General features: G+C 51.5%; 8 protein-coding genes and 1 pseudogene. 6 read left to right on the top strand and 3 right to left on the bottom strand.

Going from position 1 to position 17,300, the window contains the following annotated elements; translation table 11 throughout:
- The first annotated feature begins 1,283 nt into the window (after positions 1-1,283).
- The gene (gene csrA / locus Q1A48_RS00045) at positions 1,284-1,508 is read left to right on the top strand and encodes a carbon storage regulator CsrA (protein ID WP_299939509.1); all 225 of its coding nucleotides are present in this window, start codon (positions 1,284-1,286) and stop codon (positions 1,506-1,508) included.
- A gap of 719 nt (positions 1,509-2,227) precedes the next feature.
- Here csrA and Q1A48_RS00040 read toward each other — a convergent pair.
- From Q1A48_RS00040 to Q1A48_RS00030, 3 genes are all read right to left on the bottom strand, one after another.
- On the bottom strand, positions 2,228-2,881 hold the full coding sequence (locus Q1A48_RS00040; protein ID WP_299939506.1) for a malonic semialdehyde reductase: 654 nt from the start codon (positions 2,879-2,881) through the stop codon (positions 2,228-2,230).
- A gap of 283 nt (positions 2,882-3,164) precedes the next feature.
- On the bottom strand, positions 3,165-4,040 hold the full coding sequence (locus Q1A48_RS00035) for a pirin family protein (RefSeq protein WP_299939504.1): 876 nt from the start codon (positions 4,038-4,040) through the stop codon (positions 3,165-3,167).
- Positions 4,041-4,061: 21 nt separating this feature from the next.
- Complete coding sequence (locus tag Q1A48_RS00030; RefSeq protein WP_299939501.1) at positions 4,062-4,433, bottom strand: DoxX family protein; 372 nt, start codon at positions 4,431-4,433, stop codon at positions 4,062-4,064.
- Between the two features lie 109 nt (positions 4,434-4,542).
- Here Q1A48_RS00030 and Q1A48_RS00025 point away from each other — a divergent pair, with 109 nt between their 5' ends.
- From Q1A48_RS00025 to Q1A48_RS00005, 5 genes and pseudogenes are all read left to right on the top strand, one after another.
- Complete coding sequence (locus Q1A48_RS00025; protein ID WP_299939499.1) at positions 4,543-5,430, top strand: LysR family transcriptional regulator; 888 nt, start codon at positions 4,543-4,545, stop codon at positions 5,428-5,430.
- Between the two features lie 328 nt (positions 5,431-5,758).
- Positions 5,759-5,978 (top strand): annotated as a pseudogene (locus Q1A48_RS00020) (transposase); the annotation flags it as partial.
- A gap of 1,028 nt (positions 5,979-7,006) precedes the next feature.
- On the top strand, positions 7,007-15,628 hold the full coding sequence (locus Q1A48_RS00015) for an RHS repeat-associated core domain-containing protein (RefSeq protein WP_299939497.1): 8,622 nt from the start codon (positions 7,007-7,009) through the stop codon (positions 15,626-15,628).
- Positions 15,629-15,702: 74 nt separating this feature from the next.
- On the top strand, positions 15,703-16,245 hold the full coding sequence (locus Q1A48_RS00010; RefSeq protein WP_299939495.1) for a hypothetical protein: 543 nt from the start codon (positions 15,703-15,705) through the stop codon (positions 16,243-16,245).
- 421 nt (positions 16,246-16,666) lie between these two features.
- A partial coding sequence (locus Q1A48_RS00005; protein WP_299939492.1) for an Ig-like domain-containing protein occupies positions 16,667-17,300 on the top strand: 634 nt, incomplete at its 3' end.

The following is a 17,300-nucleotide window of genomic DNA, read 5'->3' as shown; positions in this document are numbered from 1 at the left end:
ACAACGGGTATCTTACCCAGAATAAGTACCGGCTACCGCCTGTGCTCTCCCCCATGGGGCTTGCCTATCATACAGTTAGTGGTCTGTTTAAAAATAAGGTAACAAATTGGAGTCTGTAATGAAATAAGGTACTTTGGGCTGAATTTGTTTGGATGTAGCTTATGAATTGATAAGAACCAGCGCACATTGTTGAAGTGCTGGCATCGCGATAAAGTGAGCGTGCAATGCCCGGATGAATATTCAGTGATTCATACCGGTCAAAACTGGGGGGAGGTTTTTACAATATAATACGTGGTTTCGGTTTGATTTTTATGGGCAGGTTTTATCCAGATCGTACCGATTGCCCCTGGAGCAATCTACCAAAAGTCTTTGAATATTGAGATACGCTGTACGAGTGCAGCGATGCCTGGTCCGCGTCAGGCAAGAGACAGACAGTCTTTTAAGCACTGGTTGTAGATCCGGCGATGGAATGGGTTTCTGTGCATGGACGTTACCCTAAAGCGCAACAGGGTGCCAAGGCGGGGATGCCCGCAATGCGCAACGCAACGCGGATTTCGGTAGGGAACTCTACCAAATCGGCCTCTGGTAGAGAATGCGGATGCACGGTTGAGGCACAACCACGCGAATGCCTCACGTTTCGAGGAATTCAAACAGTGCTATCAAACACAGCCGCTATGGCCAGTGCCTTCCTATGGTTGCCTATATGAAGCGGGAACAGCCCTTGGTGGCACCGGCTCTTTTTAAAAGGGCACTGCGGTTTTCCCGGGTCCTTACGGTAAGAAATATAGGCATCCAAATGATCTTATTGGATTGCATTGCGTTTTCTTTCGTGTCAAAGCGGCGTAGAATCCTAAGACTTTTATCGGTATTTGGGCCGGTTTTTGCGAGCCAGTAGCGCAAGGGGCCCAAAAAGCCCGGGCAGTTTCCAGCCCGGGCATTTTCTGAAAGAGCCTTCCCGACAGCAGGAGAACGGTACGTGACCTAAGCGTAAGTAAAAGGCGCTGACCCAAGGTGTGGGAGCACCAAAGGGCCAGCTAACCAAATTGATAACCTAAGTATCAAAATGGCTATATGGATAATACGCTAGAAGCCCGCTCGTCTTCAATAAAGCGGGGCCCCTGCAAGCGCCTGTCGCAGTTACCCAGGCCCTGGGCGCGTTGCGTCCGCCGGTTCTGCTTTACCGCTTACCGTTCCCGCGCCCCTCCGCTTTCTTTTGTGACTGTTCAAATACGCCCATCACAAAAAAAGTCAGCCCGGGATCTGCAACCCGGAAGGAAAGGCTTATGTTGGTTGTAAAACGCCGGCCCGGCGAGAACCTCAGAATCGGAACCAATGTTTCCGTCACCGTATTGAGTATCACGGGTAACCAGGTCAGGGTGGGCATCGCGGCCCCTAAATCCCTGCCCGTGCACCGGGAAGAAGTGTATTTGCGTATCCAAAAGGAGCGGGCGCTGGGCAATGGAAACCCTTTAGAAGTTGCCTCTCTCAGTGGGGAGGGTCCGCCATAAACCTGAATGTTTCCTGTGAGGCCACAATCTTATAAGCAGCAAAGGCCAGAAAGCTTCCACCGTGGGCATCCGGGTAGGCGGTCGCCCCTTGAGTATCGTATTTTTCGGGATGGGGCGCATGGCCTTTTGCTGGACCTGTGCCAGCATACGGATCACCCCCTGATCGCCACAGGGATCACGCCACATTGAACGCTGGAGTTCCGGTGTGTTTTGTTATAAGGGCACAGGCCGCCTGCCCGGCTATTGGCTGGTGACAATGCCGTGCAGACCGGCCCGGGTAGCGGCAACTGGACGCTGGCTTTTGCGGGTATCAGATGGCGCAGGGTATGAGTCGCCGTGGAAACGGTTGGCACCATGCCCCGAGGGAGCGGCTATTGCGCAGCCTGAAAGGCGGGTGGGCACTGGTGCCGGGTTACTTTTTATCGCAGGGACTGGTCGAAACACCAGTGACTAGCTGATGATCTACCACAACTGGCAGCGTCTCCATCAGTACAATGATGGTATCCCGCCCGCTAGGGCAGGGGATAAACTTAGCTAACTAGGGGGAAATAATGGACCACTAGAGGCAATTCCTGGCGCGGATGGTAAGGCATCGTGATCCGCCCTCAATCATGACCTGCTACAAACCATGCCCCATAAGATTGCTTCCTGCCTGGATGCGCCAAGGGTGCCAACAAAGCGGGTTTGCCTCATTTAAATCCCATAATTTGATGCATTGCTTAAAACAGTTGCGAAATTTCCTCGAAATCGAGGCGCGGTAACCGGGGGTATACGGCGTTACTGTCGCCATATCCAATATTCATAATAAAGTTGACGGTAACCTCGGTACCCTCGAAGAATTCTTTATTGACTTTGTCAGAGTCGAAGCCTGACATGGGTGCAACGTCCAGACCAACCGAGCGCAGAGCAAGCAAGAAGTAAGCGGCTTGCAAGGTACCATTCCGCTCTGCATTTTCATACGCAAAGGATTTATGGTTTGAAAACATTTCTGAGGCGTTTGGAATAATCGGGAATGTACGACTCATATTTTTATAGAAGGCATGATCGTTTGCCAAGATGGCGGTTACCGGTGCAGCGCTTGTTTTGGTCTGGTTAGAATCCAGCATATGTGGAACAAGTCGAGTTTCTTTTGCTTCACCACGTAAAAAAACCAGTCGCATCGGCTGAATATTCATACCGGTCGGCCCCATTTTGGCTAGATCATATGCATCTTTCAAGCTCGCATTGGATACCGGCTTATCTGTCCATGCATGGTGCGTATAGGCTTGACCAAGAAGCAGGGACATCGTGTCGATATCTGCCCTGGAAATTCGCTCACGCAATGCATTGACTTCCGCTATCGCTTCTGCTTGTCCGGGGAGTAGATTATTCATGGATACTTCCTATTTTTCAATTTCACTCAAATGGATTGGCGTCAATAAAAATAGCGGTTGAGTAGTGCTATATGTATTGGGCTTTGACAAAGATATTTGGGATTTCAGGATTAATTTTAAATCACAAATTTTTCATACATTTCATAGGGATATGCAATACCGATACACGGTGCATTCGCCAATGGCGTTTACGACAATAGCCTTGGAGTTTTCAGCATATGATGCTATCAAACTATTTCCCAGATGCGTTTCTGCTGAGTTTTGTGAATAAAGCAGTATAAATTCAAAGCGCCTTATAGTTGATTTTTCCATATTTTCCGCTGCGGAAATCAGAATAGGCCAGTGTGATTTCTTCAGGTGTATTCATAACAAAAGGACCATGCGAGACGATTGATTCAAGATAAGGCTCGCCACCAAAGAGCAGTATATCCATGCTCTGTCCTGACGGGCTTTGGAGAGAAATTGCATCGCTGTTATTTTCGAATAAAAAGAACTCACGACGGGAAACCTCTTCGCCGCTGATCCTGGCAGTCGCAGTGGGAAGATAGCCTCCATATTCGAAGCCGGATTTCGTTGGAACCTCCACCACCTGATCAGAAATCAAATGAATATGCCAAATAAACTGTTCGGTGAAAGCTGGAATTGGTGATCTCTGGTCTTTGTATTCCCCAAGCAGGACTTTGAGCGTACCTGCTCCTGCTGGCAACTCAATAACAGGCAAATCTTTTGCTTGTACCGGCATATAATCGGGCCTTGCGGCCTTGTTTTTGGAAGGAAGATTCACCCAAAACTGGAAACCATAAAAAGATCCACGACGGGCACGAAAGTTATCCGGAAAGCCCTCGTCATGGATAATGCCATTCCCGGCGTTCATCCATTGCACACCACCTTCCTGGATAATCCCGCGGCCACTCTGGCTGTCGAGGTGAGCTAGCTCGCCCTTTATAAGGTAGGTAAAGGTTGCGATGCCCCGGTGAGGGTGTGCAAAAGACCCATCTAAAGCAGGTAGCGCATTAGGGGCAAATTCTTTTTCGGGCATGTGGTCGAGAAAGATGACTGGCCCGACAGTTTGCACTGAGTGATTCGGCAGGGCTCGCACAATATCAAAAGGTCCCACCTTCTCAGGTTGGGCGGTGCTCCTCGCAATAATGTGTTTCATTGTCTTTTTCCTTTGGCTGAGTTAGCCCAAAATGGGATCAGAGGGCGCAGGGCGTTGAATCCAGGCCAGGGACCCGCAAAAAATCAAGAGGATGATGCCAGGCAGTGCTGCTTTCTCCGGGTCTAGCGTTAGGTGATAGACAATTGCCCCTAGCATAATCGCCGATAGTCCAAGAGCGGCTAAATGGCGCAAGCGCGGGATAAGCAGGCCAATGGCACCTGCGATTTCAAGCAAGCCGATGACTTTGGCCATAAACGGCATCCCGAGGCGCTCAAAAGGCAGAACAACTTGTGTGACCCCCGCAAATTTCGTCAGGCCTGCAGCAAGAAATGTCAACGCTAGTAGCATGGTAATGCCCATAATTACGGCAGATTTCAGTGTGGCTTTTTTCATGGTTTATCCCTTAATAGGTTATTGTTGCTGGCCACCATAAATAAACTATAGTATAAAATATATTTAATAATACTTAACATTAATATTAATTTTGCTAATAAAGATCGTTATGAAGCTAGACCAACTGAAGGTTCTGCAAGCGGTTGTGGAAACAGGCTCCGTCAAAGCGGCAGCTGAAAAACTCAACAAAACCCAGCCGGCCATTAGCTTGGCAGTAAAGGCTTTGGAAGCCCAAATGAATACAGACCTATTCGACAGAACGGGTTATCGCCTCGAGCTAACTTCAATTGGAAAAAGGGTGTATCTGCAGTCGCTGCGGGTGACGACAGAAGTCGATGACCTTAGCCAGCTTATTGAGCACTTTGAACAGAGCAATGAAGAGCAGATTACAATTGCAGTGGATGCCATGTGCGACATTTCGGTTCTCGCTCCCCGTTTGCAATCGCTGCAAACCGATTATCCCGAGACAAGGGTTATTATCCGTACTGAAATCCTCTCTGGTGCGGTCGTGAGTGTACAGAGCGGCACCGCCGATATTGGCATCGCACCCATTCACTTGACTACTCTTGAAGAAAAAGAGTTTGATTATATTCCTTTGAAACAAATTGAATTAGTCAATGTTGCAGCACCCAGGGCTTGTAATTCCCCAACCGACATCAAGAATATTAAGGATTTGCGGAAGTTTCACCAAATCCTGATAAGCGACTCTGTAACCCCGCAGGGAGAATTTGATAGAGATTTCGGGGTTCAAAAGGGACAGCGTGTCTGGTATGTCAGTGACCTGAAAATGAAAAAGGAGCTGCTGCTTGCAGGACTTGGTTGGGGGCGATTGCCACGTCACCTTATTGAAAACGAGCTGTGCGCAGACAGGTTGCGCGAAATACCCTTGAACTTTACACGTTATCCTGTGGAGCTGAATCTATATGCTTTCCGGTCCTCGGCACTGTCTATCGGGCCTGTAGCCTTGTCACTTTGGGAGTGTCTTGCAAAAATGTAGAACCGCACTGGATGGGTTGCGATTACCCTGGCGGGCTGCTGAAAACCCGAGAGCTTTTTTGAAATTCATCATTTTATCTAATTACCATCCAAGATAGGCCAAGCTTAAGTCATCTTTATGGCGTTGTCGGCGTCCGCAGAGAAATGTAGGTAAGCCGGGAAATAAACCCACCAGGTCGAGTCTACGGTTAAAATGTTACTGGAACTCCGCCAGATGCGTTGTGCATATTTTGGTTGTATCGCAGGCAGGTATTGGGCAGTGGTCCTGGATTCACTGCACAGGCGATCAGAGGCTTGCCTCTCTTGACGCATAGGCGGCTTACACAGAGCCAGGCTCGCCCAGGGAGAATGGGTACTGTGAAAGCTTCAACGCCCGGCTAAGCGATGAGTTCCTGAACGGTGAAATATCCTAATGCCACAAGAGGTGGAGATTATCATTGAAGAGTGGAGGCGCACTGCAATACCAAGGGGCCACACAGTGCATTGGGCTACCGCCCACCAGCCCCGGAAACGACTGTAGAGAAAGAGCACTGGCCCACAATGCACTAACATTTAAACTGGATCACCACGGTGGGGCTGATCAAGGACAGCGGAAACCTTCCGACCACCACCCGCAATGAAGTGCGCCGAAGCAATGCTTTTCTGTACCGCACTGTTTGTGGAACACACTCAGGTTGATACCTTTCTAAATCTGCGCTTTGTTGTAGACCATGGCAGACTCCCTTGCGGATCAACAAGATAACTGTCTTTATAGGCAGGGTTGTGTGGCTTGGCAAGAGTGGCAATTAGGAAAATATTTGTATCTCGTTATAGGGGAATAATTAAATTTGGCGCTTATTTCATTTCCTTGATATCTGTATAGCAAGTAAAATGAAAAAAATCTGATAAGTTTGCGTTTGCTGAATTGAAACATCTGATTGCCAGGGGTTCTGCTGTTTCGGTACTTGAAGGGCCTGTAAAGCGTACGCTTTTACCACTTCACTTTTCCTGTTGCGGGAATTTCCGGGTATTCAATTCATAAAGCCAAAAATTCTAAGATGGTTCCCAAATGGTGATTTGGGAAGCTCAAAATTATAGCGCGGTTCACTCCAAACAGGCTGATTTTAACCACCTTGCTGGATTGGGTACGTAAAAAATAACAGCTTGAAAGTTTTGGAGTGGGTAAGGTGTTTGTAGTACGATCTATTTTGATATTGGCCCTTGGGCTGATATCTGGCACAGTGTTGGCTGATGTAAGCGGACCTGCCAGTAACACCACCGGCCAGTTTACAATCCATTACTCTGTAAATCCTTCCGCCACCCCGGTTGCTGCTGAACTCCGGCTTTTTCGCAATGGCAGTTTAAAGTCAACCCATACCGCGAGCACAAGAGGGGGCAGTTTTACTTTTTCAGTTTCCAATTCCGCCAGTTACAAAGTGGAATTTTACTACAAGAATTGGTACGACCCGTGCCCAACCTGCCTGCTTTCTTCTATTCCTGGGAGTGACAATAAAATTGGTGCAAATGTACCACTGGCTCCGCAGAGGCTGAACCCAGAACCGCAGGGCACATTCAATAATCCGGGGGGTTCCTGGATATTGAGTGGTCGCCATACGGTCAAGGTCAGTATCCCAAAGCCCGGCGGGATCACGCTTGCTGCCAACAATAAAACCGGTGCATTTACTATCGGCTGGGGCGCTGCCCCTGGAAATCCGGGTAAGTACCAACTGAGAGAGCGAAAAAACGCAGGGAGTTGGGCTACGGTTTATAGTGGTTCCGGCAGACAAACCTCGGTTTCCGGCCGTCTTTCCGGCGTGTACGAATATCAAGTCAGAGCCTGTTATGTGGCTTGTAGTGGTTATACGGCAATCAAGGCGATCACCGTTGTCAGAACCCCAGGCGCCATTAACCTGCCCGGGTCTTCAACCAGTGGCAGCTTCACGGTTTCCTGGAATGCCGTATCCGGGCGCGACAGCTATATACTGCGGGAGCAGAGAAACGGTGGCAGTTGGTCTTCGGTTTATACCGGCTCCTCAACCAGTAAGACCCTGTCTGGACGCTCAACCGGCACCTATCGGTATCGGGTTGCTGCGGTTAAAAACGGTGTAACCGGGAATTATAAAACCTCCGATAACCTGATTGTTTCCAGGGCCCCCGGGGTCCCTGGCGGTTTCACTGTACCCTCGTCATCCGCAGATGGCATTTATGCGATTCGCTGGAATGCCGTTAGCGGAGATGGCGATATAACCTACCGAGTCGAGGAAACCGGTGAAACTTCCGCAAGCTGGACTCAAAGTGGGACATCCAGGTCATATACCAAAACGAAAAGCGGAACCTATTCCTACAGGGTCCGCGCATGCAGTACTTATTCGGGGGTACGGTCCTGTGGAAACTTTACTGGCTTCAAGCAGGTAAATACGGATTTTCCTGATTTCTTTATACAATCTCACCAGGGCGCAAAGGTGACACTGGTGTGGGATGCCGAATGGGCGGGAGGACAATATCTCGTGCTGTCCCGCAACAGCGAGCAATTGTTTCGGGCCGCCGGAGTGGAAAACGGCGTTTATATCGATACAGTGCCTGCCAGTGGTACCTATCACTATCGCCTGGAAAGTTATCGATGCCCCAGTAGTGAATGTATCGATTTAGGGCGTGCAAGCGATTCAATTACTATCGTGCTGGCACCGGGCAAGCCGACAGTCTCTGCTCAGCACACCGTTTCCTATGATGGCAATACTGTTATTACCTCCAACAGCTCCGGGCCCATCAACACGGTGCGCTGGCAAAAACGCCAGAGTGGTAGCTGGCCAGGGGAGGGTAATTACTCCACCGCGGCAAGCCATTCTTTCGAAGTAACCGGGCTGGGGGATGGAACATGGGAATTTCGCACCAAAAACTGTAACAGTGCCGGCTGTAGCAGCAGCTGGAGCAATCCGGTATCCCTTGAGGTGTGGAATCAGGTTATACCCACCAAACCGGCGATAGAGTCACTGCCCAACGATGATGACGGCGTTATTTCCCTGCGGTGGACGGATTTAAAAAACCAAGACGTCTATCAATACGAAATCTATCAGAACGGGCAATTAGCAAAAACCCTGGCCAGTGACCCGCAAACACCCAATGCGCCGCATACTTACACCCTTCCCAAGCGCAGTGATGGTAACTATACCTATACGGTCAAAGCTTTCAATTTACGTTGCTCACGTGAGAACAACTGCCCTACCAGCAGTGCCGTCAGTGTGATTGTTGCCGAGCGTCCAAGCCCTCCGGGAGAAGTCAAGCCATCGGCCACTTTTACCCGTACCGGTTTCATCAATCTCAACTGGGGGGCTGCCGGCGGCAATGTAAAATACTACGAAGTGATCCCCGGTAGCGCAAATGCATCTGATGGTCCCATCACCTGGCATGAAGGCGACAAGCGTGCCCATACGGATTTACAGAGCTTATCCCGGGACTATACCCTTAACGATGGTTTCCATGCCTTCAAAGTACGCGCCTGTAATCAGGTTTCCGCCTATGCCCCCTGTTCCGGAGACACCGTCTCCGACATTGTGGAGGTCGCAATATCCGAGCCGCCGGTGGCTATTGAAGTACCGCCACACAGGGAGACCGCACTGCCCAATACCGCTACTGGGGTATTGGCATCGGATCGGGTAGGCATCGTTGGCGGTGAGTTCCGGGTCACCGAATCCGGAGCGGCCAACTACACCGTTCCCATAATAACCGGCCCCGCCTCCGGCGGCGCCGTACCCTCGGTAGCACTGTCTTACAACAGTGAAAGGGGCAATGGCCTTCTGGGTATGGGGTGGAGCATCAGTGGTCTCTCCGCAATCACTGCCTGTCGCCGCACGCAGGAAGAGGACAATGTCAACGGCAGTGCCTTTGATCGGTATTGCCTGGATGGTCATCGCCTCAAACTGATCAGCGGTACTTTGGGTAGCGTAGGCTCGCTGTATCGACCCTCGCTGGATTCCTTTATACGTGTGAAACTGGTTTCCACCAATGTGGGCACTGGCAAAGGCTTCGAGGTTTATCGCAAGGATGGTTCCATCTCCTACTATGGCTTGAGCGAGGATGCCTATACCGCCAATGTCTGGCACTTGAATCGGCAAGAGGACAGCGCGGGTAACTATATTCAATACCGTTACCTGAAGGATGCGGATACTGGCGAACATGTGATTGACACTATTTATTATGCAGCCAATGCCAGTGATGCCCCACTCAACGAGATCCGGTTTGTTTATGACAGCAGCCGCAGTGACAAACTTTATGGCTATGCTTTTGGCGAAAGTAAATCCCTGACACGCCGTCTCACCTCCGTCACTTCTAAAGCCAATGGCACCGAGCTGCGCCGTTATGTACCCACCTATGAGACCGGTGCCACTGGCCGCCTGCGCATGGCGGCCATCGAGGAATGTGTTGGTGACAATTGTCGGCCATCGACCAGTTTTAAGTACACCGAGCTGACCGCAATGGGAGTTGGCGACGATGCACCCAATACGAGTTTGCTCTCCCGTAACTTTATAGGCGGTAAGGCTGGTGATATCAACGGTGACGGCATACAGGACCTGGTATGGATTAAATTATCGCCGGGAGATCCATGGACCAATGATGATGACCGCTATTATTTTCGTATTGCCCTGGGTGATGGCAATGGGGGCCTGAACCCACAGAATACGCAGATCCGCGCGCGCTCCAATGTCCACAAAGAATGGCATCTGGTGGACTACAACGATGATGGCAAAAGTGATCTGCTACACGTACCGGCAGGCAGTGGTAGCGCCTGGAAAGTGAATCTATCACTGGGTAGTGCCTTCTCCGGCACCGAACTCACCACCGCAATTCCCTATGAGCCCGATCAAAAAGGCAATATGTATGATTTTAACGGGGATGGACTGCCGGATTATTTAAAAATTCAGGCCGATGACGGGATGTACGGTGATGAAGCAGAAGTGGCCGCCGTTGTCCGGCTCACGGAGCGGAAACCGGGTGGAGGTCTCCAGTTTGCCTCTGCAGAGACGACCCGGGAAATACTGAACCTGCCTGAGATTCCCTATCCCCCCGGTTATGACCGGCAGAGAGTTGCCATCTCAATTAGGGACAATGATATTGTCTCTGATTTGAACAATGACGGCATTGCGGATTTCAGTGCAATTGTAACCACCAAATGGATATGTGATCCCCCCCACTTTGAATGCCCAAACAATACGCCGGTTTTGATCTGGAACCATTTCGCCATTCTTATCTCATCCGGAACAGGCAGCCACAGTGTCATCTTCCAGCAGCAAGAGCATTGGCAGGCTTTTAAATCAGAACAGCGTTTTGCAGATATTAACGGGGATGGCCTGGTAGATATGCTGTATCGCTCAGATGATGAATCCCAATGGGCTTTATATCATTTTACGGGTGATAATTTTGTTCGTGCCGGAACGCTGGCCTCCCAGGTCGATGAAGACCCTCTACTCTATGACTGGAATGATGATGGCCTTACAGATATCCTGTATCCAAAAGATGTCAGCGGCAGCTTTGGCACCCTGCATGTTCTTCTCAACACGCCCACCGGTTTTGGTACTTCCTTGAATACCGGCTTTGTCTGGGGTGTGCACGAGACCGACATCTTTCATTACACCTTGGACCTGGATGGCGATGGCCGTGGGGAAATTCTGGAAATCTGCTCGGAACTTGAGGACGTTACCTCGGGTAATCCCTGCGACAACCGGGTGCCGTTTGCAGAGAAGTACCTGCGCATTCTCAAGCCCAAGCACAAAAACAGGCCAATAGATGTATTGAGCCGTATTACCGATGGTTTCGGGGTGAAAACCGAGATCCGGTATGCCCGCCTGAATGACGCTTCCAGTAATGTTTACACCCGCACCACGGGCGCCTCCGGGTTGGATTACGGTAATGGTTCGCCGGTATTCGATCTCTACTCCCCCATGTATGTGGTACAGAAGGTTACCTCGGATGCGCCGGCAGCCAACAATGACGCCAACACGGTAGAAGTGCACTATCACTACGCCAAGGGTCGCATGCAGGGCGGGGGCCGCGGCTTTTTGGGCTTCGAGCAGGTCACCAGTTACGACCCGCAGAACCAGGTCAAGACCACCACTTACTACCGCCAGGACTACCCTTATATCGGCATGCCAGAGGAAACGGCCAAGGTCATCGAACCGAGCCTGGGCAATATTGCCGTTCCTGCTGCCTGTAGCGATACCAGCCAAATTTTGATCAGTTGCTCAGTGAACGAACTGGATGCGTTTGCGCCAACCGGTAAAACGGTTTTCCCCTATATTAGTAAGGCCATCGATAAATTGTACGAGCTTGATGGCACTTACCTCGGCAATAAAGCCACCCAGACCATTTACGACCGTGCCAAAACGGCCGACCTGCTGTATGGCAATGTCTCCGAGGTGATCGTTGAAAACTTCGATGCAGCCGGCAACCGCTTGCAAAACCAGACCACCAAGAACAACTATAACAATGTGGCGGACAGCAACCGTTGGCACACGGGGCGCTTAATCAAAAGCACGGTCACCACCGAGCGATTCGGCAGGCTGGCAGCGCTCGCCATTACCCGCCAGGCAGACTTCGGCTACGATCCGATCACCGGATTGCTCACCGATGAATGGGTAGCAAAGGGCACCGGGCTCGAATTGCATACCCAATATCAACACGACCGCTTTGGCAATCGAACCTCTGTCAAAGTCACGGATGCCGTTGGCAACAGCCGCATGACCCGGACTCTTTACGATGGCTATGGCCGCTACGCGACCACCCGGATCAACGCCCTGAACCAGACCACCGCACAGCTACAGGACTTCAATGCCTTCGGTGCAGCAGGGAAAGCACTGGATATCAGTGGCGTGGCCACCAGCCGCGCTTATTCACAATATGGCCATGCCTATTTTGAATATGTTGAAACCGGCAGCCACAGCACCACCCTGAAAACACTGTGCAGTGCGACCGTGACTTGTCCCACGGTGGCCGGTGTTCCTGCCCATTACAAATCTACCACGACCGGTATCGACCAGACCCGGGTTATCACCTATCACGACCGCCTGGGGCGGGAGGTTCGCAAACAGACACAGGGCTTCAACGGCAACCCGATCTATGTGGATACCCAATACGATGCGCAGTCGCGGGTCAAGGCGGTGTCGGAACCCCACACCGGCAGCAATCCGCGCTGGTCTTTCTACCACTATGATTTACTCGGCCGTACCACCCTGGTGGATGCACCGGACGGCCAGTGCGATGTTGCCACGGTTTACAATGAGCTTTCGATCACAGTGACCAATTGTGGCCAGAGTAAAACCACGCAAAACAATCTCCTCGGTGAGGCGGTTGAAATCACGGACGCTATCGGTGGCAAGCTGCAATACAGCTACTACGCTGACGGCAAGCTGAAAAACGTCAAGGTACTCGACAGCAGCGGCCTGCAGACGGCACTCACCAGTATCGAATACGACCAGTTGGGCCGCAAAGACAAAATGATCGACCCGGACAAGGGTACCTGGACCTACGGCTACACCGGTTTTGGCGAACTGCACTGGCAGAGGGATGCCAAGGCTCAGGGTACCGCCATGACCTACGACGCCCTGGGGCGTATGATCACCCGTGCGGATTACAAAAACTTCGACTCGCTCAGCCAAAACGGTGACCTGCAGCAGTTCGCCCGCTGGTACTACGATCAAGACCCGGGCTGCGATTCCCTCTACCGGTTCGATGGCAAACTGGTGGCCGTCGCCCAAGCGCCGGTGGCCATTCAAGGTGGTTGCAGCCCCAACCTGGAAGATCTCGGTCACCTCAAGTTACTGCATTACGACCAGTACGGTCGCCTGGGGGAAACCACCACTTCCCTGGGGTTGATCGGCGGTGACGGTGACTTCTTCGAAAAAGTCACCTACGACAAGTACAGCCGTGCTGTAAAAAACTTCGACGCCAGCAACCAGCAGGTGGGCCAACAGGGCGACTACCTCTATGGTGTGGAGACCGTTTACAACGCCTATGGCTACAAACAGGGCGTGCGCGACTTGCGGGCCCCGGTCGGAAGCGGTTTTTATTACACTGTGGAAGCTATGACCACCCATGGCCAGGTGAGGGAGGTCAGGCTGGGTAACGGTCTCACCACAACCTATCAGTACGATCCCCGGAGCCATCGTCTTACCGATATTCTCACCGATATTGCCCCCGGCATCGGTCAGATACAGAACCTGCACTATGATTGGTACACCATTGGCAACCTGATGTCGAAAACCGACCAGAGCGGCGATGGCAGCTACCAAAAAAGTCTGGAAGAAGTCTATCAGTACGACGATCTCAACCGCCTGCGCTACGCCTACCTCTATAACAGCGGAAGCCAGGCAGATGTACAGGAGGTCCGGTACGATAGCGGCGGTAACATCACCTTCAAGACCGGTGTGGGCAACTACAGCTACAACGGCCCACAGCCCCACGCCGTCACCGGCACCAGCATCGGCAGCATCAGTTACCAGTACGACAACAATGGCAACCTGGTGGGTGACGGCAGCGGTCGCATCCTGCAATACAGCGTTTTCGACAAGCCCACCCTGATTGAAAAGGGCAGCCACAGTACCCGCCTTCTCTACGGCCCGGACCGCAACCGCTACAAGCGGGTGGATGACAACGGCAATGGCAGCGTTACCACCTTACAGCTCGGCGGTGTTGAAAAAGTCATTGAACGGACCCGAAATGGCAGCTTTGTCAAAGCCTATTACCGCAGAAGCCTTGCCGGAGTGGCAATGGAAACTGTGGATCTGGATCAATCGGATCAGGTTACCGGCAGAGAGATCCGCTACCTGCTCAAGGACCTGCAAGGCAGCCTGGATGTGATTACCACCGAAGCCGGCCAGGTGGCAAAAGACCACTTGGGCAATAAGCTGGTCTATAGTTTTGACCCCTGGGGCAAGCGCAGGGCCCCGTTCTCCTGGGAACAGCTCGGCACACCGGAAAATATCATCGCCACACTTGGGGTGGGCAGCTTCAATCACCTCACCAGTAACCGGGGCTATACCGGCCACGAAATGCTCGACGCCGTGGGCCTGATACACATGAATGGTCGGGTTTACGACCCAACACTTTCAAGGTTTGTCTCCGCCGATCCCGTGATTGATGATGTGGCCAGTGTGCAGGGCTACAACCGCTACGCCTACGTGCACAATAACCCCCTCAGTTACACTGACCCCAGCGGCTACAGCAAGTGGACGCGTTTTCGGGACCGCTGGCTGAATGGCCGGGCCATACACTATAAGCTGTCACAGAACCCTACACTGAACGCTGTAGTCCAGGTGGGCGTTTGTATAATGGCACAGGCCGCCTGCCCGGCGGTATTGGCTGGTTACAATGCCGTGCAGACCTACCAGGTTACCGGTAGCTGGGCGTTAGCTTTCAAAAACGGGGTGCTCGGGGGCATCTCCGCGGGCGCATTCGCGGGTATGCCGGGCGGCTGGAGTCCAACCGCATTTGCGTTGCGGGGCACGTTTGGCGGTGTACTGTCTGTGATTGGAGGCGGGAAATTCGGGCACGGATTTGTATCGGCCGGTGTCGGCGGCGGGTTTGGCAAAGATACCCAACTGGCGACAAGGATGCTGGTGTCGGGGTCTATATCGGAGGCAACCGGGGGCAAATTTGCCAATGGGGCAGCGACCGCGGCCTTTGCAATGGCAATGGGTTCGATAGCTCGATCAGGAACACCGCCCACCGAAAAACCCAATATTACTGGGAGCGATAAAGTGGCGTTTGTGGGCGGTGCAGGGGATGGGAGCGGGTTGAGCGACCCTGTTGTCCAGGATAAGTACAAAGCATACATTGAAGAATATGGCGAAGAGAGTGCTAAGTATTTTGAATGGACTGACTCCGATGCTCTTTCAACCTATATTTCAGATCACAAAGGCAGGGTTACAGTTGTAGCTCATAGCTATGGTGCTGATACAGCTACGCATATAGTTGCGGGTGGTTCACAAGTATACAAGTTGGTTACCGTTGATCCAGTTGGGTGGACTAGGCCCAGTATGCAGGCGATAGCAAAAAATGCAGTGATTTGGAATAACTATGATTCAACTGGCGGTATGTGGTCACACCAGAGTAATTTCATAGCCACCGTTGGTGGTGCATGGAATTCTCGCCCTGATGGATATGCAACCAACCACACGGCTAGCTCTCTAAATCATATGTCCATCTGTATTAAATATTGCAGGCCATGATTATGACCAGAGTCCTATTTAGAATTCCTGCTCTAATTTTGCTGTCGTTCGGTCTTCTAGGTTGTATATCGACGATGCCCGGTGACCTTCGTTTTTCTGGGGTGGAGCTTATTGAGGTTCCTGAAGTAACTGGAAAAGAAATAGATCGTGGGCGATATACCTTGAGAAGTGGTTATATCCCGAGACTTATGGTGAAGCTGGCTTCTAAGGAAAATATTTTTTCTTTTGCCAAAAAAAAGGGGGTTCGTGTAAGCGCTAATGTTTATTTCTGTGAAAATCCGAATGAGGAAGTTTTATTGAAAAGAGGGGGTGTTTTTATAGGCGATAAATCGTTGGATGATCTTTTGCTGAGCAATGCACCAATAGATAGCCTGAACACTAATAGGTCTGGGGACTACATTTATATAATAAAAATTGGACTGTACTCCCCGGAAATTGACGGTGGCAGCATTACGCTAGAGGCTTTTGACCTTGTTAAAAATCCGCGAGATATATGTCTCTTTTTGGAGTTAAAGTCTATGCTTGGTGGCTACGAGTCTAAAACAGTAAAAATACCAAAAAAAGAAATTAAAAAGGCCATTTCTCCAATCTTGTACCATGAAGGGGTCAAGTCTTGACATTACACATTGAAGAGCCCCTAAAGCTGTTTCTATACAGTCACCAGTAAGAGACTTCCTGAGCCAACCGGTCTAAAAGTGGCGCCAAAGCCCCGGCAGTGACAACTTGCCGGGGTTTGTTGTTTTACCAACCTATTCAGCGGCCAACAGCAAACACCCCACCCGCACCCTAGAACGCGGTTTGGCTTGCCCGGGTTGCGGGGCCAATTTGAATTCCAATATAATCGACTATTGGAATCCGGGTCCTGTGGTCTTCTTACATCTCGCCTGTTTCCAGGCAAGCTTCCAAACACTGTGGATAAAGACTGCGTCATCATTCGCGGCCAGGAACCCCTGTACTCGCATCCGCACCCGATGGGTGGTGTAGAACAAAAATTAACCAGAAAAAGTGTTGCTCACCGTGAGCACCGCAGGACCGGCAATGTCGTTTACCAAATTTCTTTTACTCACTTTGGCCACCCTGATCAGCACGATGCTGGCCGGCTGTGATTCCGAGCAGTGGAATCGCCCCGCGGTCACGCTGGAGTCCATCCAGGTATTGACTGCCGAGGACGCCACCGACATCGGGGCCGAGGTGTCTTTGACCGTGGGCGACAGCCAGGCACTGATTGCCCTGGGTCGCTACAGTGACGGCAGCAGCGCCGATCTCACCAGCAGCGTCGACTGGCACAGTGACAACACGGCGATAGTGGCTGCGGATGCCGATGGCAATGTTGCCGCGATCCGTGCGGGCCGTACACAGATTACGGCTAGTTTAGGCAGTATTGTCAGCAATGCTGTAACCATTATCGTCACCGACCCGGTCTTGACCAGTATCCAGGTGACACCGGCGGTGGTGGAGCTGCCCAGGGGCAACAGCCAGCAATTCACCGCCCTGGGCCGCTATAACGATGGCAGCACCGCCGATCTCACCAACAGCGTCAATTGGGCCAGTGACGATACCGATATCGCCTCCGTGGATACCCTGGGCGAACTCAGGGCCGTGGCGATCGGCAGCACCACCGTCACGGCCAGCCTGGGCGATATTGTCAGCAATCGTGTGGCGGTCACCGTCA

This window comes from uncultured Microbulbifer sp., from assembly GCF_947489355.1.
Lineage (GTDB): Bacteria > Pseudomonadota > Gammaproteobacteria > Pseudomonadales > Cellvibrionaceae > Microbulbifer.
Note: the sequence above shows the minus strand (reverse complement) of the source record. Positions and strands in the feature narration are given on the sequence as shown.

Excerpts from the sequence above, each read along its gene's own strand:
- Q1A48_RS00010 (WP_299939495.1), top strand. The coding sequence starts at position 15,703 with ATGCCCGGTGACCTTCGTTTTTCTGGGGTGGAGCTTATTGAGGTTCCT.
- Q1A48_RS00040 (WP_299939506.1), bottom strand. The coding sequence starts at position 2,881 with ATGAATAATCTACTCCCCGGACAAGCAGAAGCGATAGCGGAAGTCAAT.
- csrA (WP_299939509.1), top strand. The coding sequence starts at position 1,284 with ATGTTGGTTGTAAAACGCCGGCCCGGCGAGAACCTCAGAATCGGAACC.
- Q1A48_RS00030 (WP_299939501.1), bottom strand. The coding sequence starts at position 4,433 with ATGAAAAAAGCCACACTGAAATCTGCCGTAATTATGGGCATTACCATG.
- Q1A48_RS00025 (WP_299939499.1), top strand. The coding sequence starts at position 4,543 with ATGAAGCTAGACCAACTGAAGGTTCTGCAAGCGGTTGTGGAAACAGGC.
- Q1A48_RS00035 (WP_299939504.1), bottom strand. The coding sequence starts at position 4,040 with ATGAAACACATTATTGCGAGGAGCACCGCCCAACCTGAGAAGGTGGGA.